General features: G+C 41.2%; 11 protein-coding genes and 2 pseudogenes. 7 read left to right on the top strand and 6 right to left on the bottom strand.

From position 1 onward, the window contains the following. Nucleotides 1-222 precede the first annotated feature (222 nt). Nucleotides 223-1332 (bottom strand): annotated as a pseudogene (locus H6G48_RS03730) (WD40 repeat domain-containing protein); the annotation flags it as partial. Nucleotides 1333-1550: 218 nt separating this feature from the next. Then, a pseudogene (locus tag H6G48_RS03725) lies at nucleotides 1551-2489 on the bottom strand (serine/threonine protein kinase); the annotation flags it as partial. Nucleotides 2490-2766: 277 nt separating this feature from the next. Here H6G48_RS03725 and H6G48_RS03720 point away from each other — a divergent pair. From H6G48_RS03720 to H6G48_RS03705, 4 genes are all read left to right on the top strand, one after another. Then, nucleotides 2767-3555, top strand: a complete 789-nt coding sequence (locus tag H6G48_RS03720; RefSeq protein WP_147072517.1) for an ABC transporter permease — start codon at nucleotides 2767-2769, stop codon at nucleotides 3553-3555. 150 nt (nucleotides 3556-3705) lie between these two features. After that, the gene (locus H6G48_RS03715; protein ID WP_002751273.1) at nucleotides 3706-4290 is read left to right on the top strand and encodes a pseudouridine synthase; all 585 of its coding nucleotides are present in this window, start codon (nucleotides 3706-3708) and stop codon (nucleotides 4288-4290) included. A 104-nt stretch (nucleotides 4291-4394) separates the two neighbouring features. After that, nucleotides 4395-5783 (top strand): AAA family ATPase, encoded by a 1389-nt coding sequence (locus H6G48_RS03710; protein ID WP_190719185.1) that lies wholly within the window; start codon nucleotides 4395-4397, stop codon nucleotides 5781-5783. Continuing rightward, the gene (locus tag H6G48_RS03705; protein WP_190719180.1) at nucleotides 5783-6349 is read left to right on the top strand and encodes a hypothetical protein; all 567 of its coding nucleotides are present in this window, start codon (nucleotides 5783-5785) and stop codon (nucleotides 6347-6349) included. The genes H6G48_RS03710 and H6G48_RS03705 overlap by 1 nt, the downstream gene beginning before the upstream one ends. Nucleotides 6350-6423: 74 nt before the next feature. Here H6G48_RS03705 and H6G48_RS03700 read toward each other — a convergent pair whose 3' ends face one another. Further along, entirely contained in the window at nucleotides 6424-6852 is a 429-nt protein-coding gene (locus tag H6G48_RS03700; RefSeq protein WP_147072521.1) for a hypothetical protein, read from the bottom strand. 198 nt (nucleotides 6853-7050) lie between these two features. On the opposite strand from H6G48_RS03700, the gene H6G48_RS03695 reads away from it, so the two are divergent. Then, nucleotides 7051-8355: a hypothetical protein gene (locus H6G48_RS03695; protein WP_190719177.1), complete on the top strand. Its 1305-nt coding sequence runs from the start codon at nucleotides 7051-7053 to the stop codon at nucleotides 8353-8355. A gap of 269 nt (nucleotides 8356-8624) precedes the next feature. On the opposite strand, the gene H6G48_RS03690 is transcribed toward H6G48_RS03695, so the two are convergent. After that, entirely contained in the window at nucleotides 8625-10151 is a 1527-nt protein-coding gene (locus H6G48_RS03690) for a YifB family Mg chelatase-like AAA ATPase (RefSeq protein ID WP_002798811.1), read from the bottom strand. Between the two features lie 180 nt (nucleotides 10152-10331). On the opposite strand from H6G48_RS03690, the gene H6G48_RS03685 reads away from it, so the two are divergent. Together H6G48_RS03685 and H6G48_RS03680 are read left to right on the top strand one after the other, a co-directional pair. Next, nucleotides 10332-10673, top strand: a complete 342-nt coding sequence (locus tag H6G48_RS03685) for a histidine triad nucleotide-binding protein (protein WP_190719174.1) — start codon at nucleotides 10332-10334, stop codon at nucleotides 10671-10673. Nucleotides 10674-10756: 83 nt separating this feature from the next. Then, nucleotides 10757-11293, top strand: a complete 537-nt coding sequence (locus tag H6G48_RS03680) for a retropepsin-like aspartic protease family protein (protein ID WP_190719169.1) — start codon at nucleotides 10757-10759, stop codon at nucleotides 11291-11293. A 31-nt stretch (nucleotides 11294-11324) separates the two neighbouring features. Here H6G48_RS03680 and hppD read toward each other — a convergent pair whose 3' ends face one another. Both hppD and H6G48_RS03670 read right to left on the bottom strand, forming a co-directional pair. After that, a complete protein-coding gene (gene hppD, locus H6G48_RS03675) occupies nucleotides 11325-12410 on the bottom strand; it encodes a 4-hydroxyphenylpyruvate dioxygenase (RefSeq protein ID WP_190719166.1) in 1086 nt (361 codons plus the stop codon). 263 nt (nucleotides 12411-12673) lie between these two features. Beyond that, on the bottom strand, nucleotides 12674-13378 hold the full coding sequence (locus H6G48_RS03670; RefSeq protein ID WP_052276701.1) for an SDR family oxidoreductase: 705 nt from the start codon (nucleotides 13376-13378) through the stop codon (nucleotides 12674-12676). Nucleotides 13379-14080: the final 702 nt, after the last annotated feature.

The following is a 14080-nucleotide window of genomic DNA, read 5'->3' as shown; positions in this document are numbered from 1 at the left end:
AATTATTAGGACATTTCTTTAATGTAGATTATAGTTTGTTGATGTAGATGCGATACCCTCTAGCTTGTCGGTTGAGTTGAGCGCTTTAATACTTAGGAGAAAACTGCTCGATTCAATAATTTGAGCCAAAACCCAATATTTTTAAAGACATCGGTGCAGTTTCCCGCAAGCGTCGCTCATTTTCGATAGACAAAAGTTATTGCTGTCACCCCAAACACAAGTTTACTGTCCCACCCGCCAAATTTTGATAGTATTGTCAAAACTCCCACTAGCTAAATAGCGACCATCGGGACTATATGCTACTGAGAAAACTGTCTCAGAATGACCGGTAAGGGTACGCAATTCGTTTCCCGTTGCTACCTCCCAAATTTTGATAGTTTTGTCCTGACTCCCACTAGCTAAATAGCGGCCATCGGGACTATATACCACTGACAAAACCCCGCTAGAATGACCAGTAAGAGTACGCAATTCTGTTTCCGTTGCCACCTCCCAAATTTTGATAGTTTTGTCACTACTCCCACTAGCTAAATAGCGGCCATCGGGACTATATACCACTGACAAAACCCCGCTAGAATGACCAGTAAGAGTACGCAATTCTGTTTCCGTTGCCACCTCCCAAATTTTGATAGTTTTGTCACTACTCCCACTAGCTAAATAGCGGCCATCGGGACTATATACCACTGACAAAACCCCGCTAGAATGACCAGTAAGAGTACGCAATTCTGTTTCCGTTGCCACCTCCCAAATTTTGATAGTTTTGTCACTACTCCCACTAGCTAAATAGCGGCCATCGGGACTATATACCACTGACCAAACCCCGCTAGAATGACCAGTAAGGGTACGCAATTGTTTTCCGGTTGCTACTTCCCAAATTTTGATAGTTTTGTCAGCACTCCCACTAGCTAAATAGCGGCCATCGGGACTATATACCACTGACCAAACCGTCATAGAATGACCAGTAAGAGTACGCAATTCTGTTTCCGTTGCCACCTCCCAAATTTTGATAGTTTTGTCATTATTCCCACTAGCTAAATAGCGGCCATCGGGACTATATACCACTGACCAAACCATATCAGAATGACCAGTAAGGGTACGCAATTGTTTTCCCGTTGCCACCTCCCAAATTTTGATAGTTTTGTCACCACTCCCACTAGCTAAATAGCGGCCATCGGGACTATATACTACTGACCTAACCCAGTCAGAATGACCAGTTATGGTTTTATCTAAGGGTGAAACCGAAGGATTAATATTAGGAATAACTGAAGAATTAATCTTAGGAATAACTGGCGATTGTTTTTGAGTTACAACAGGCTGCGGATTTGGTGGTGGAGATGTTATAGTATATAGTAGGGAGCATCTCACCTTTGCAATGAGCATAAATACTTAGTGGAAAAATAGGCTTTTCGAGGGTAATTCTTGTTTTAATTCTCCATGTACGCAGTCTTTAAAAGCCTCTATTTCGTTCCAAGACACGATTAAGAGTGGCTTTTAGGCTAAGTATAATTACTTATCGCGTAAGTGAGATGCTCCCATATAGTTATATAGTTTATAGTAGGAGTTATAGGAGGTAACTTTAATTGCCTTTCAATCTCATCCAAACGCTGTAAAATAACCCTAGTATTAGCCGGTCTATTCTTGGGTAATCTTCCCATCAACTCATCAATAAGATCCAACAATAACGGGTGAATATTTTCCGTTTCTTCTCGCCAAGGTAAAACATCATTAACCGCATCATAAATTTCTAAGGGATGTTTTCCTGTTAATAAATGCACAAAAGTTCGTCCTAAAGCATGAAAATCTGATTGAATCACTGCTTGACCATGTTGTTGTTCATTGGGTGTATATCCGGCTGAGGTAATACCTGTTACCTGTTGACCTTTTACCTTTTGATGATAGGTTTGGGTTTCTTCCCTTGCTGTCCCAAAATCAATTAACACCAACTCGCCACTATTCCGCAGCATGATATTAGGGGGTTTAATATCTCGATGCAGCCAATTCTGTTGATGAATTTTATCGAGAATTAAAGCAATTTGTCTCAGCCATTTTAAGGCTCGTTTTTGACTTAACTTATCATACTGGTTTAGCCACTGTTCTAAATCAATACCCTCCACTTTTTCCATAACTAAACAGTGTAATATTTTCCCCTCCCTTGTGGAATATTGAAAATAGGCATCTGCTCGAGGAACACCGGTGACATTTTGACGACTCAACTCTAATAAAACGTCATATTCCCGTTTAAATAATTCCACTGCCTTCGCTTCATTATTCCATTTTTCTTGTAATACCTTGAGGATTTTGGCTGTAAAACCTTCAAAAGCCTCATAAACAATGCCAAAACCGGTCGTATCACTCAATAACCGACTCACCCTATATTTACCATTTAACAACAATTGAGAGCCGCAACTTTGACAGTAACGAGTATTCGAGTTATTATTACTCGGATGCTCTGGTTGAGAACAATCGGGATTAATACAGTAACAGGGTTTCATCTCGGCTATCAGTTATTTTAGCGGGTGAATAATTGCAAGTTTTCTCTTACCTGTCTTTGAAGGCATTTTATCATAAGTAAGTAGTAGTAGTAACGCACCAAATTAAATTAATGATAGGTGTGGTGCGTTACGACGGATTGTTAGATTCAAGTTTAAGCAGAGATTGTCGCCGTCTAACGCACCCTACATTTTACTAAACTGGGATGAGCCACTCTTGAAAAAGGGGACAATTATTAATTATTATTAAAAGTATATTTACTAATTAACCAAAATACCAGTGAAACTAGCTCAAGCTCAGACGATATTAACAGACACTTTAACCGTATTTTGGGGAGAATGGCTAGATTTACGGGCGAGAGTCCTTCAGATCGCCGCCACAGGTTTAGTTTCTCCCCTAATCTATATTATCGGTTTCGGGTTGGGGTTGGGAAGCGCCCTCGATCGCTCGATGAAACCCTCACTCGGCGATTCTTATCTAGAATTTATTTTACCCGGAATGGTGGCCCTGTCCTCAATGGCGATCAGTTTCGGGGGAACCACCTTTTCCATCTGTGGCGATCGCTTATTTAGTAAAACCTTCGAGGAATTATTATTACTTCCCGTCCATCCCCTCTCATTATTTTTAGGCAAAGTTTTCGCGGGAATTTTGCGCGGTGTAATGACTTCTGCATCAGTGATTCTCGTTGCTATCTTATTTACAGGAAAATTTGCCAGTTTTCTCAATCCCCTCTTTTTATTAATTTTAATCTTAAATTGTGCCGTCTTTGCCGGTTTAGGGGCAATTGTCGGATTGCGAGTTACATCCCTCGAAAGTGTCAGTCTGTATAATAACTTTTTAATCGTGCCGATGTCTTTTTTAGGAGCAACTTTTTTCGATCCCCAAACCTTACCCTGGCCATTAAAAATTATTGTTTATTCCTTGCCCCTCACCTATGCTAGTCTGGGATTAAGAGCCGCAGCCTACGATATAAATCAATTTCCTTGGTTCGCTATCCCTATTTTATTAATCGTCGCTATTCTTCTCTCGATTGTCGGTGCTTATCAATTCTCCCATCAACGGGATTGAATCAGTTATCAGTGGTCGGTAATCAGTAATCAGATTTAAGTATTCGGTGAACAGTATTAAGTGGCAAGTTCAGAGCTTTCTTTTCACGGATTACTGTTTGATTTTTACTGATAAAAGCAAAAAGCTCCTGACTCCTATCTCCTTTTTCCCTTGAATAAATATATCCTTTTTTATAAACCCTACGATGTATTATGTCAGTTTACTGATGAAAATGGTCGCTCGACTTTAAAAGATTATATTCCCATCCCGAATATCTATTCTGTCGGTCGTTTAGATAGGGACAGCGAGGGATTATTATTACTCACAGATAACGGTCAATTACAGCATCGTTTGGGTCATCGTCAATTTGCTCATCCGCGTACCTATTGGGTACAAGTCGAAAGAATTCCAGACCTAAACGCTTTAGAAAAATTGCGTCAAGGTCTTCCTATTCAGGATTATCGCACTCGACCAGCAATAGTTAATTTACTAGATTTTGAACCAGATTTACCCCCCAGAGAGCCACCGATTCGTTATCGAAAATCTGTCCCCACCGCTTGGTTAGAAATTACCTTAACTGAGGGGAGAAATCGTCAGGTAAGACGGATGACGGCTGCCGTTGGTTATCCCACTTTAAGATTAATTAGAACAGCCATTACTATTGACAAAAACAATAAATTATGCTTAACAGGATTACAACCCGGTCAATGGCGAGAAGTGACTGAAAAAGAGAGAAAAGCCTTGGAAAGGTTATAATTTCTGTAAGTAACCTTGACAACCAAAGTTGAATGTATATTTTGGAACTTGATCAAATGACCCACAATTATCTATAATCGTGAATATTAAACCGAAAGACAAATATGAAAGTTAAAATTAAAAATCTTGGCATTTTAAAACAGGCAGAATTCAGTCTGGGCGACCTCACAATTATCTGTGGTCGTAATAATACAGGTAAAACTTATGCTACCTACGCTTTATTCGGTTTTTTAGACAATTGGCGAAGACTATTAACGGGGCCAAGATTTGGCCTCAAAGAAAAAATTGAGCAACTACTTTCTGATGGTGTAATTAGTCTCGATCTACAGGAGTATGTTCAACAGTGTGAAAGTATTATTACTACAGGTTGTCAAAGATATATTCAACAAATACCTGAAGTTTTTGCTGCCAACGAGGAGAGGTTTAAAAATGTTGATTTTCAGATAGAATTAAATTTTGACAATATTCAATTTCAAAATAAGTATGAAAAGAAAATTAGTACAGCAACATGGGAAATTATCTCGATTAGCAAACATGAAAATGAGCCTTATTTATCCATTACATTATTAACAGAAACAGAAAAAATAAATCTGCCAGTGCATTTTCTTGAGGATATCATTTACGACAGCATCCAAGATATAATTTTCTCTCAGTTTTTTCCCAGGCCATTTATTGCTAGTGCAGAAAGGACAGGAGCGGCAATTTTTCGCAAAGAGTTAAATTTTGCTCGTAATCGTTTACTGGAAGAAATTAGCAAAAATAGCAATTTTAATCCTAGAGAACTGTTATTTAATGTTTCTCAGGATTATGCGCTACCAGTCAAAAAAAATGTAGATTTTACTAGACAAATAGAAACAATTGTCAAAAAAACTAGCTTTATCGCCGAAAATCATCCCAGTATTTTAGAAGATTTTGCCGATATTATTGGTGGTCAATATATGATTACTAGCAATGATGAACTTTATTACATTCCTAAAGGAAAAAAACTTAGACTATCGATGGATGAAAGCTCTAGTGCTGTACGTTCTCTTTTAGACATTGGCTTTTATTTAAGACACGAAGCTCGAATCGGAGATTTGTTGATAGTAGATGAACCTGAATTAAATCTCCATCCAGAAAATCAACGCCGTATCGCTAAACTTTTCGCTCGACTGATCAACATTGGTATCAAAGTTTTTATCACTACTCATAGTGATTATATTATCAAGGAAATAAACACATTAATTATGCTCAACCATGATCAACCACACCTGAAACAAATTGCCGCAGAAGAAGGCTATAGACAAGAGGAATTATTATCGGCTAATCAAGTTAAAGTCTATATTGCTGAAGAAGATTCAAATATGTTAAAAGGACAAAAAAGAAAAACCAAATTTCACACTTTAAACCCCGCTAAAATTGATCCAGAAATGGGTATTGAAGCGCGTAGTTTTGATACTACTATCGAAAATATGAATCGTATTCAAACGGCTATTATTTGGGGTGAGGAGTAATGTCTGATATTGCTATCCTCAAAGAAATGATTAGGGATTGTGCGATAGTAGAGTTAGAGTATAAAAAAGAATACAAACGAGATAGTTATTTACTGAAACTGACAGAAAATCAAGATAACTATTCGTTTGTGATTAGTGGAATGCCTGAACCCGATCGAGTTATTGTGATCAAGCTAGATGAGTTTTTTGATGTCCGCACAATTTTTACTGGTAGTAAAGGTGAGTGTAAGCGTGCAGATTTTATAATTATCGCTAATACCACTTCTGAAAAAGTTATCCTTTGTCTGGAAATGAAGAAAAGCGGAGATTCTAATCCATCGATAATTAAACAATTAAAAGGAGCCGAATGCTTTGTCTCCTATTGTCGTGAAATCGGACGCTTATTTTGGAATCAACCCGATTTTCTTCAGGACTATCAATATCGCTTTGTTAGTATTAAAAATATCAGTATGTCTAAAACAACCACGAGCAGCCGTAAATCCTCTCAAAAAAGTGAGATTCACGATCAACCAGAAAAAATGTTAAAAATTTCCGCTCAAGCGAAGCACTTTCAAGAATTAATTTAGTCCTATAGCTTGACATTATGACCGATTTAATCTCGATCGAATAACGATATTTTGCCGAGAGTGCCAAAAGAGCCTTATCGATGCTCATTTTTAAAAACTTCAAACACCTGCCGGCTGAAATATTTTAACTTATCAGCCACCTTAGGAGAGGGTTGATAATTGCCGACTAATTGCCAATTTTCCACCGTAGATAGTCGCCAAGCGGTTCCTTGATGGTTAAAAGCCTGCATTTCTAAGCCAATCAAACGCTGATGCTGATCCTCGCTATCGAGATGAAAACGAATTTGTACCAGAATACTGCGCCCTTGAATTCTGGGACTCCAACCGGGAAAATGGAAAGCGATATCGATCGAGTCGGGATCCGTTAACTCCCTTGTGTGGGGATCATTGCGCCAAGGTTTCAGATCTGCCTTTGCATCGGGGAATTCTTGTTTAAACAGGTTGACGAGTGTGGCGATCTTCGCCGTTAATTCTAATCCTTTTGCCTGTTCCGACGCATTCATGCTCACCTCTGATAATTGCTTATAAAGTAACTATTTATACAGTTTAGCCCTGCTTTTTGCGACTATTGGGACAATTATAACGATATTTTCTCGATCAAGTCCAAAATGCCGCACCTGTCAATCAAGATAGCCGCTGCCAAAAAGACAAAATCAAAACTAAACTAGAAAATAGGATAATCGACAGGAACAGTATTTTCTATGAATCCCCAAGAGTCTCTATTACAATCGATCGAAAAATTAGGCTATCGGGTTACGGTGGGTGATGTGGCGGCAAAATCGGGTTTAGAGATTAACGCTGCACAAAAGGGATTATTAGCTTTAGCTGCGGAAGCGGGGGGACATTTACAGGTAGCAGATACGGGGGAGATTATCTATCTTTTCCCTGAAAATTTTCGCTCAATTCTCCTGAATAAATATTGGCAATTGCAGTTAAAAGCTTTCGCCAGTAAAATCTGGCAAGTAGTTTTTTATGTTATTCGCATTTCCTTTGGCATTGTTTTAATTATTTCGATTTTAATCCTCTTGCTTGCTATCCTAGCGATCCTGATCGGCTTAATGTTCAAAGATAGTGACTCGGATAACAATTCTGGAGATAGCAAAATTAATATTAACTTCTTTCCCACGGACTTTTTCTGGATTTTTTATCCCGATTTTGGTAATAACTACTACGAAAAAAGAGATCGGGAAGTTAAGGCAGAAAAACCCCCTAGTAAGATGAATTTTCTCGAGGCAGTTTTTTCTTTTCTTTTTGGCGATGGCGATCCTAATTTTAATTTAGAGGAGAGACGCTGGCAAACTATCGGTAAAGTAATTCAAAATAATCGTGGCTCGATTATCGCTCCACAAATTGCCCCCTATCTGGATAGTATTACCCCCAGTCAGGAGGAGACAGAAGATTATATACTACCAGTTTTAACTCGCTTTAATGGGTTGCCGCAGGTGTCCGATCGAGGCGATATTATCTATTATTTTCCCGATCTACAGGTGACAACCAAAGAGAGAAAATTACAAACAGTTTCCCCCTATCTAAAGGAAAAAAGCTGGAAGTTTAGCGAAGCAGATAGCGGTCAAATTATCTTAGCTTTAGGTTTAGGGGCGGTTAACTTTATCCTCGCTTTAGTTTTAGGATCTTTGCTCAACAGTGATAGTGTGGATTTGAGTGGTTCTCTGGGGTCGATAGTCACAGGGATCTACGGTTTTCTCCTCAGTTATGCCGCTGCTTTTTTGGGGATTCCCCTCGGTCGTTATTTCTTTTTACAGTGGAGAAATAAGCGGGTTAATCAACGCAATCAACAGCGAGAAAAAAGAGCAGATTTATTAGCCCAAAATAATCCTGAATTAGAGCAAAAACTTGCCTACTCTCGTCAATTTGCCGACCAAAAAGTGATTAGGGATGCTGATATTAGTTATTCTACGGATCAAGACTATCTCGAACAAGAGATCGAGCGCTCCGATAAAATCGATCGAGAATGGCAAAAACGCTTAGAATCGCCCGATTCCTGACTCCTGACTTGAAAGAGGGTGTAGGGTGTGGGGTGTGGGGTGTGGGGTGTAGGGTGATGGGGAAATGGGGAAATGGGGGAATGGGGGAGTGGGGGAGTGGGGAGATAGGAGAATTTCAACTAATACCCCAAAACCCTAAAACCCCAACTCCCTAAAACCCCAACTCTCAACTCCTGCCGACCGCCGACCGCCTCCTGAATCCTGAATCCTGAATCCTGAATCCTGACGACCGACTCCTAACCCCAGCAACAAACTTTTTGCCGCAAACCCTAACTTAAACGATCGAGAGTGCGATACTGAATTGCTTCGGCAACGTGGGAACTTTTCAGCATTTCACTATCTCCTAAATCGGCAATGGTGCGGGCAACTTTGAGAATGCGATCCATTGCTCGGGCCGATAAACCCAATTTTCGGATTGCCCCTTCTAAAATATGGCGACTGCTATGATCAAGAGCGCAAAAACCCCGCAAATGCTCGGAATTCATCTCCGCATTAGAGCGAATCCCCGTATTCTGAAAGCGATCGCTGGCCTTTTGTCTGGCCCTTTCTACCCGTTGCCGCACTTGCTCAGAAGCTTCTCCCCGACTCTCTTGGGTCATTTCTTCCGGTTTCAGGCGATTTACGGTCACTTGTAGGTCAATACGGTCTAAAAGCGGCCCCGATAATTTCGCCCAATATTGTTCCCGTTGTCGCGGTGAACAGCTGCAGGGTTGCACCGAATCGCCGTAATAACCACAGGGACAGGGATTGGTACTGGCCACTAGAGTAAAACGGGCCGGAAAAGCGACGGAAAGACGAGTGCGAGAAATGCTCACATAACCATCCTCTAGGGGTTGCCGGAGATATTCCAAGACACTGCGCTTAAATTCCGTTAATTCGTCCAAAAATAAAATACCACGGTGGGAAAGGGAGATTTCTCCCGGTCGGGGATAAGTGCCACCTCCCACCAGTGCCGCTCCGGAAGCGGAGTGATGGGGACTGCGAAAAGGACGCTCGCGCACCAGGGAACCTCGATCCTTCAGTAATCCGGCGACGGAATGAATCTGGGAGACTTCTAGGGATTCGGCAAAGGTCAGCTGGGGCAGAATACCGGGTAAACGTCGCGCTAACATGGTTTTACCGCTGCCCGGTGGCCCGACAAAAATTAGGTTATGACCCCCAGCTGCGGCAATTTCCAGGGCCCGACGGCCAATGGCTTGGCCTTTGACATCCTTGAGATCGGGGAGATTTACCTGCGATCGCCCGAATTCCTCGGCAGCGTTAAAAGTCATCGGTGAATGGCGATCGGGTTCATTTAAGAAATTTACCACTTCCGATAGATGACGAAACCCATACACTTGTACGCCTTTGACCACGGCCGCTTCTTTGGCATTATCGGCAGGAACCACTAAACCCTTAATCCCCATTTTTTCGGCGGCGGCAGCAATGGGTAAAACCCCCGCCACGGGACGCAAACTACCATCGAGGGATAATTCACCTAAAAAGAGAAAATCCCCCAATAAATCGGCTTCTACCTGTTCGGAGGCTCCTAAAATGCCGATACTAATCGGTAAATCATAAATCGGCCCCTCTTTGCGGATATCGGCGGGACTTAAATTGATGACAATTTTGCGGATGGGAAAGGCAAATCCGGCATTTTTTAGGGAAGCTTTTACCCTTTCTTTCGACTCCTGCACGGCGGTATCGGGTAAACCCACCACGGCAATTCCGGGTAATCCCCCCGATACATCCACCTCTACCCCGATTTTAATGGCATCGATGCCGATAATTGCCGCACTCCAAACCCTTGCTAACATTTTGGCTCAAGTAAAAATAAAGTGAGTTCTTAGGAAAATGAAACAGGATGTTCGGCTAGTTTTCCGCATAAAAATGATTTTATCTGGGAATTTACCCACAAAATCAGCGTATTTCTGGGGATAACCTAACCAGAAAAGCTGAGAGCTTAATGGTATAGTTAAAAAAAAAGCAATTTGTCTATGAGCGAGACTATTTTTAGCAAAATTATCCGTAAAGAAATTCCTGCCTCGATCGTCTATGAAGATGATCTGGTTCTCGCTTTTCGAGATGTTAATCCCCAAGCACCCACCCATATCCTCATTATCCCCAAAAAACCGATTCCGAAACTAGAGGAAGCCAGCGACAGCGATCGCGATTTATTGGGACATTTGTTACTAACTGTTAAAAAGGTGGCCGCCGAAGCTAAATTAAGTCAAGGTTATCGCGTGGTGATCAATAATGGGGAACATGGGGGTCAAACCGTCGCTCATCTTCATGTCCATCTCTTAGGCGATCGCCCAATGGCTTGGCCCCCCGGTTAAACCCCCGTTATTTTCCCGCATTTTTGGGGAATTATAGAGCTAGAAGCGTTCTTTTCCGAGTCGGTCTTCTCGATGTTAAACCCATGAATAGGTCTATTTCTGCGATCGCTTTGTCCAGCACCCTGCTCTTATTTCCCTTCACCCCTACGACTCTCGCTCAATCGGAATGCTTTCTCCAAAGAGCAGATGGACAACAGATAGATCTTAGCCGTCTCTGTGGCGGTTCATCTAGAAATAGGAAAAATTCCCCGCAAGTTTATCAGTTACCGATTCAACGCCGGGTTAATGGCATTCCCACGGTGATGGTGGTTTTTAATCACCGTCACTATTATGAAATGCTTTTTGATACGGGAGCTAGTGGCATCGTCCTTACCGATGCCATGGCAAAAGCGATGAAAGTCAAACGGGAAAGGGAAGTACTCGCTCATACCGCCGGCGGTGTCGTTAGGGTTTATCTTGGTCGCATTAATTCTATTAAAGTTGGCGAGGTGGTTTTATCTAATCAGATTGTTGGTATTTCTCCCCAAATGGAAGGGTTAGGACTCTTGGGACAAACTTTTTTTGGTTCCTATGATGTCACGATCAAAAAAGATGTGATTGAATTACGTTATCGTTCATAGTCTCATGGGAAAAATTATCGCTTTTCTGACTCTAATCTAAAGTTCCTCGCTGTATTTGTTCCCGTTCGATCGCTTCAAATAGGGCCTGGAAGTTGCCTTCTCCAAAACCTCTAGCGGCATGACGTCGCTCGATTAATTCAAAAAAGAAAGTCGGCTGGGAAAAAATTGGTTTAGTGAAAATTTGCAGTAAAGTCGGCTTTTCCGGGAGGGAATGACTATTTTGTTCAAAATCGATGAGAATTTCCTGTTTTTTAATTTCTGACCATTCCCAATCAGCAATATTAAAATCTTTTTTTTGATAGTCAATTTGTTGATAATAACTGTTGGGAACTGATAGAAATTCTACTTTCCTTTCTTTTAATTTTTGAGTTAATCTTAAAATATTTTCTGTTTTTAAAGCAATGTGTTGAATGCCAGATTTTTGATTAATATCTAAAAATTCTTGAATTTGAGAACTGTTACTATCTGGCTCATTAATCGGTAATTTTAATTCGGTTTCGGGGTGAACAAGTACCTGGGAATAAAGACCAGAACGATCCGTTTTAATAGTAAAAGTTTGCCTTTTTTTAAAGCCTAAATTTTCCTCATACCAATTGGCTGTTAACTCTAAATTTCCCTGAAAAACATTTAAAACTAAGTGATCAATTGCCAGAATATCCTGATTATATTGTTGCTGACTATCATACTCAATCAGATTAGGATCGGCTAAAATTGGCGTGATTCCCTGTCTTTCAATTAACGTATGTTTGAGATTAGCAATGCTAGAGATTTGACAGCTTTTTATCTTACCCCTAGCCAAAACAGTTTCCTCAATAAAAATGTCCTGTTTAATTCTCCTAGCTAAACTGTCTAAATCCTCTACTTGAAAAGCTACATCCGCCACCCCTTCAGGATATTTACTTAAAAATTCCGCCACGGGACTAAGGGAATTTAAGGGAGAAGATAAGATAAAAATAATCTGTTTAGTTTTATCTTTTTGGATGCCATTGCCAACTATTTCCGTGTGCGTGTGCAGATTAACTAAACTTGCGATCGTCTGAAAATCCATCACCCGCACAAACCAATCTCGCCATTTTTTGGCCGATTCTACATAAAAATGAATATGAGCAACAAACATAGATAAAGTCAAAAAAGTGGTTGAGTGTTAGTAAGTGGGGAGTGGGGAAATGGGGAAATGGGGAAATGGGGAATGGGGAAATGGGGAAATGGGGAAATGGGGAAATGGGGAAATGGGGAAATGGGGAAATGGGGAATGGGGAATGGGGAATGGGGAATGGGGAAGTGGAGTAGTGGGGTATTGGGGGAATTTCAACTAAAACCCCAACTCCCTACAACCCTAAAACCCTAAAACCCTATCTCCTGACGACCGACTCCTGAGGATTAAAAAAAGAGATGACTATCGGGTTGAATATTAATTTCCATGGGGACGGCTTGGGGTTCAGCATTCATGGCAAAATAGATAGCATCGGCGGCGGTTTGAGCGGTTAACATTTTAGTGCGATCAACTTTTAAGCTCACCTGATCCCAAAAAGGAGTATCGACACCACCAAAATAGAATAAAGTCATTTTAATACCATAGCGTTTTAACTCATCGGCCAAACATTTACTAAAACCCACCACCCCGTACTTAGAAGCACAATAAGCGGCAGCCATAGCCATAGAATGCTTACCCAAAATTCCCACCACATTACAGATATGACCAGCTTTATTTTCCTTCATCACATTAGCGGCAGCCTGACAGGTATAAAAACTCCCCTTCAGATTGAGGTCGAGCATTTTATCTAAATCTTCCGGCGTGATTTTATTATATTGTTTCATCACACCGGCTCCGGCCGCATTAACCAACACATCCAACCGGCCGTAATGGGAGACAATTTTTGCCATCAAAGTTTCCACCTGAGTCGGATTGGTGATATCCGTCGGTACAATTAAAGAAGGACAAGACAACTCACCAGCTAAATTAGATAAATTATCGGCATTTCTCGCCGCTAATACGAGTTTATGACCATTAACAGCCAGTTTACCCGCTAAAGTGGCACCGATACCCCCCGTAGCACCGACAATCAGGACAACTTTTTCGCTCATAATTATTTATAAATTTTTACAAATCTTATTGTAAACTGTTCCAACTGGAAAATCATCGGAAATTTTGGGTCTGAAACCCCGCCGTTCTAGGTTGGCTTGACGTTAGAATTAAAAGGCCAGTCTCGAAAACCAAGTGGACGGCGCAGCACCTTGAAAACTCGGCTTAGGGGGTTCCGACCAGAAAAGCTTGGCCGGGTAAAAAGTCGCGCGCAACAAGTACAAGAAGCTATAGGCGGTCAACGTACCGTGGGACACACGGAATCGGGCTTCTGAAATGGGGCGAAAGTCTGTGGACTCTGTGTAAGACAGTACATGGTTTTTTAACTGTGGTATGCGACGGTGGTGGAAGCAGAAACTTAAATCGTGAGGTTTAGGAATCGCCGCCCTAAAAGTGCGGCGAGGATGTCAACGCTAGTCCCAACCCCTTGATTAATGGTTAACCAACTTCTGATAGGATCAACCGTGACAATGTAAAGAAATTTTTGTCACTAACCCCGCCCTAAAAGGGACGGGGCTTGCCTAGACCAATTTAGGCGACGCAAGTAGAGACTACCGCATCGAGACACAATCTGGCCCAGACCTCCGAATACTTCCCTAGTTCGGATTCCCTCTCAGCTTTATTGGTAAAGCGTTGTTAGACAAGACATCTTGATTGTGTTGCGGAAAGGGACTTTAACTTTACTCTTAAGGATTATCTCCATG

Source organism: Microcystis flos-aquae FACHB-1344 (genome assembly GCF_014698375.1).
In the GTDB taxonomy this organism is placed as follows: Bacteria; Cyanobacteriota; Cyanobacteriia; order Cyanobacteriales; family Microcystaceae; genus Microcystis; species Microcystis aeruginosa.
This window is presented reverse-complemented; position numbering and strand designations above follow the sequence as displayed.

Bases quoted from the DNA above. Each gene is read 5' to 3' on its own strand.
- H6G48_RS03710 (WP_190719185.1), top strand. From the start codon at position 4,395: ATGAAAGTTAAAATTAAAAATCTTGGCATTTTAAAACAGGCAGAATTC.
- H6G48_RS03705 (WP_190719180.1), top strand. From the start codon at position 5,783: ATGTCTGATATTGCTATCCTCAAAGAAATGATTAGGGATTGTGCGATA.
- H6G48_RS03700 (WP_147072521.1), bottom strand. From the start codon at position 6,852: ATGAATGCGTCGGAACAGGCAAAAGGATTAGAATTAACGGCGAAGATC.
- H6G48_RS03695 (WP_190719177.1), top strand. From the start codon at position 7,051: ATGAATCCCCAAGAGTCTCTATTACAATCGATCGAAAAATTAGGCTAT.
- H6G48_RS03690 (WP_002798811.1), bottom strand. From the start codon at position 10,151: ATGTTAGCAAGGGTTTGGAGTGCGGCAATTATCGGCATCGATGCCATT.
- H6G48_RS03685 (WP_190719174.1), top strand. From the start codon at position 10,332: ATGAGCGAGACTATTTTTAGCAAAATTATCCGTAAAGAAATTCCTGCC.
- H6G48_RS03680 (WP_190719169.1), top strand. From the start codon at position 10,757: ATGAATAGGTCTATTTCTGCGATCGCTTTGTCCAGCACCCTGCTCTTA.
- hppD (WP_190719166.1), bottom strand. From the start codon at position 12,410: ATGTTTGTTGCTCATATTCATTTTTATGTAGAATCGGCCAAAAAATGG.
- H6G48_RS03670 (WP_052276701.1), bottom strand. From the start codon at position 13,378: ATGAGCGAAAAAGTTGTCCTGATTGTCGGTGCTACGGGGGGTATCGGT.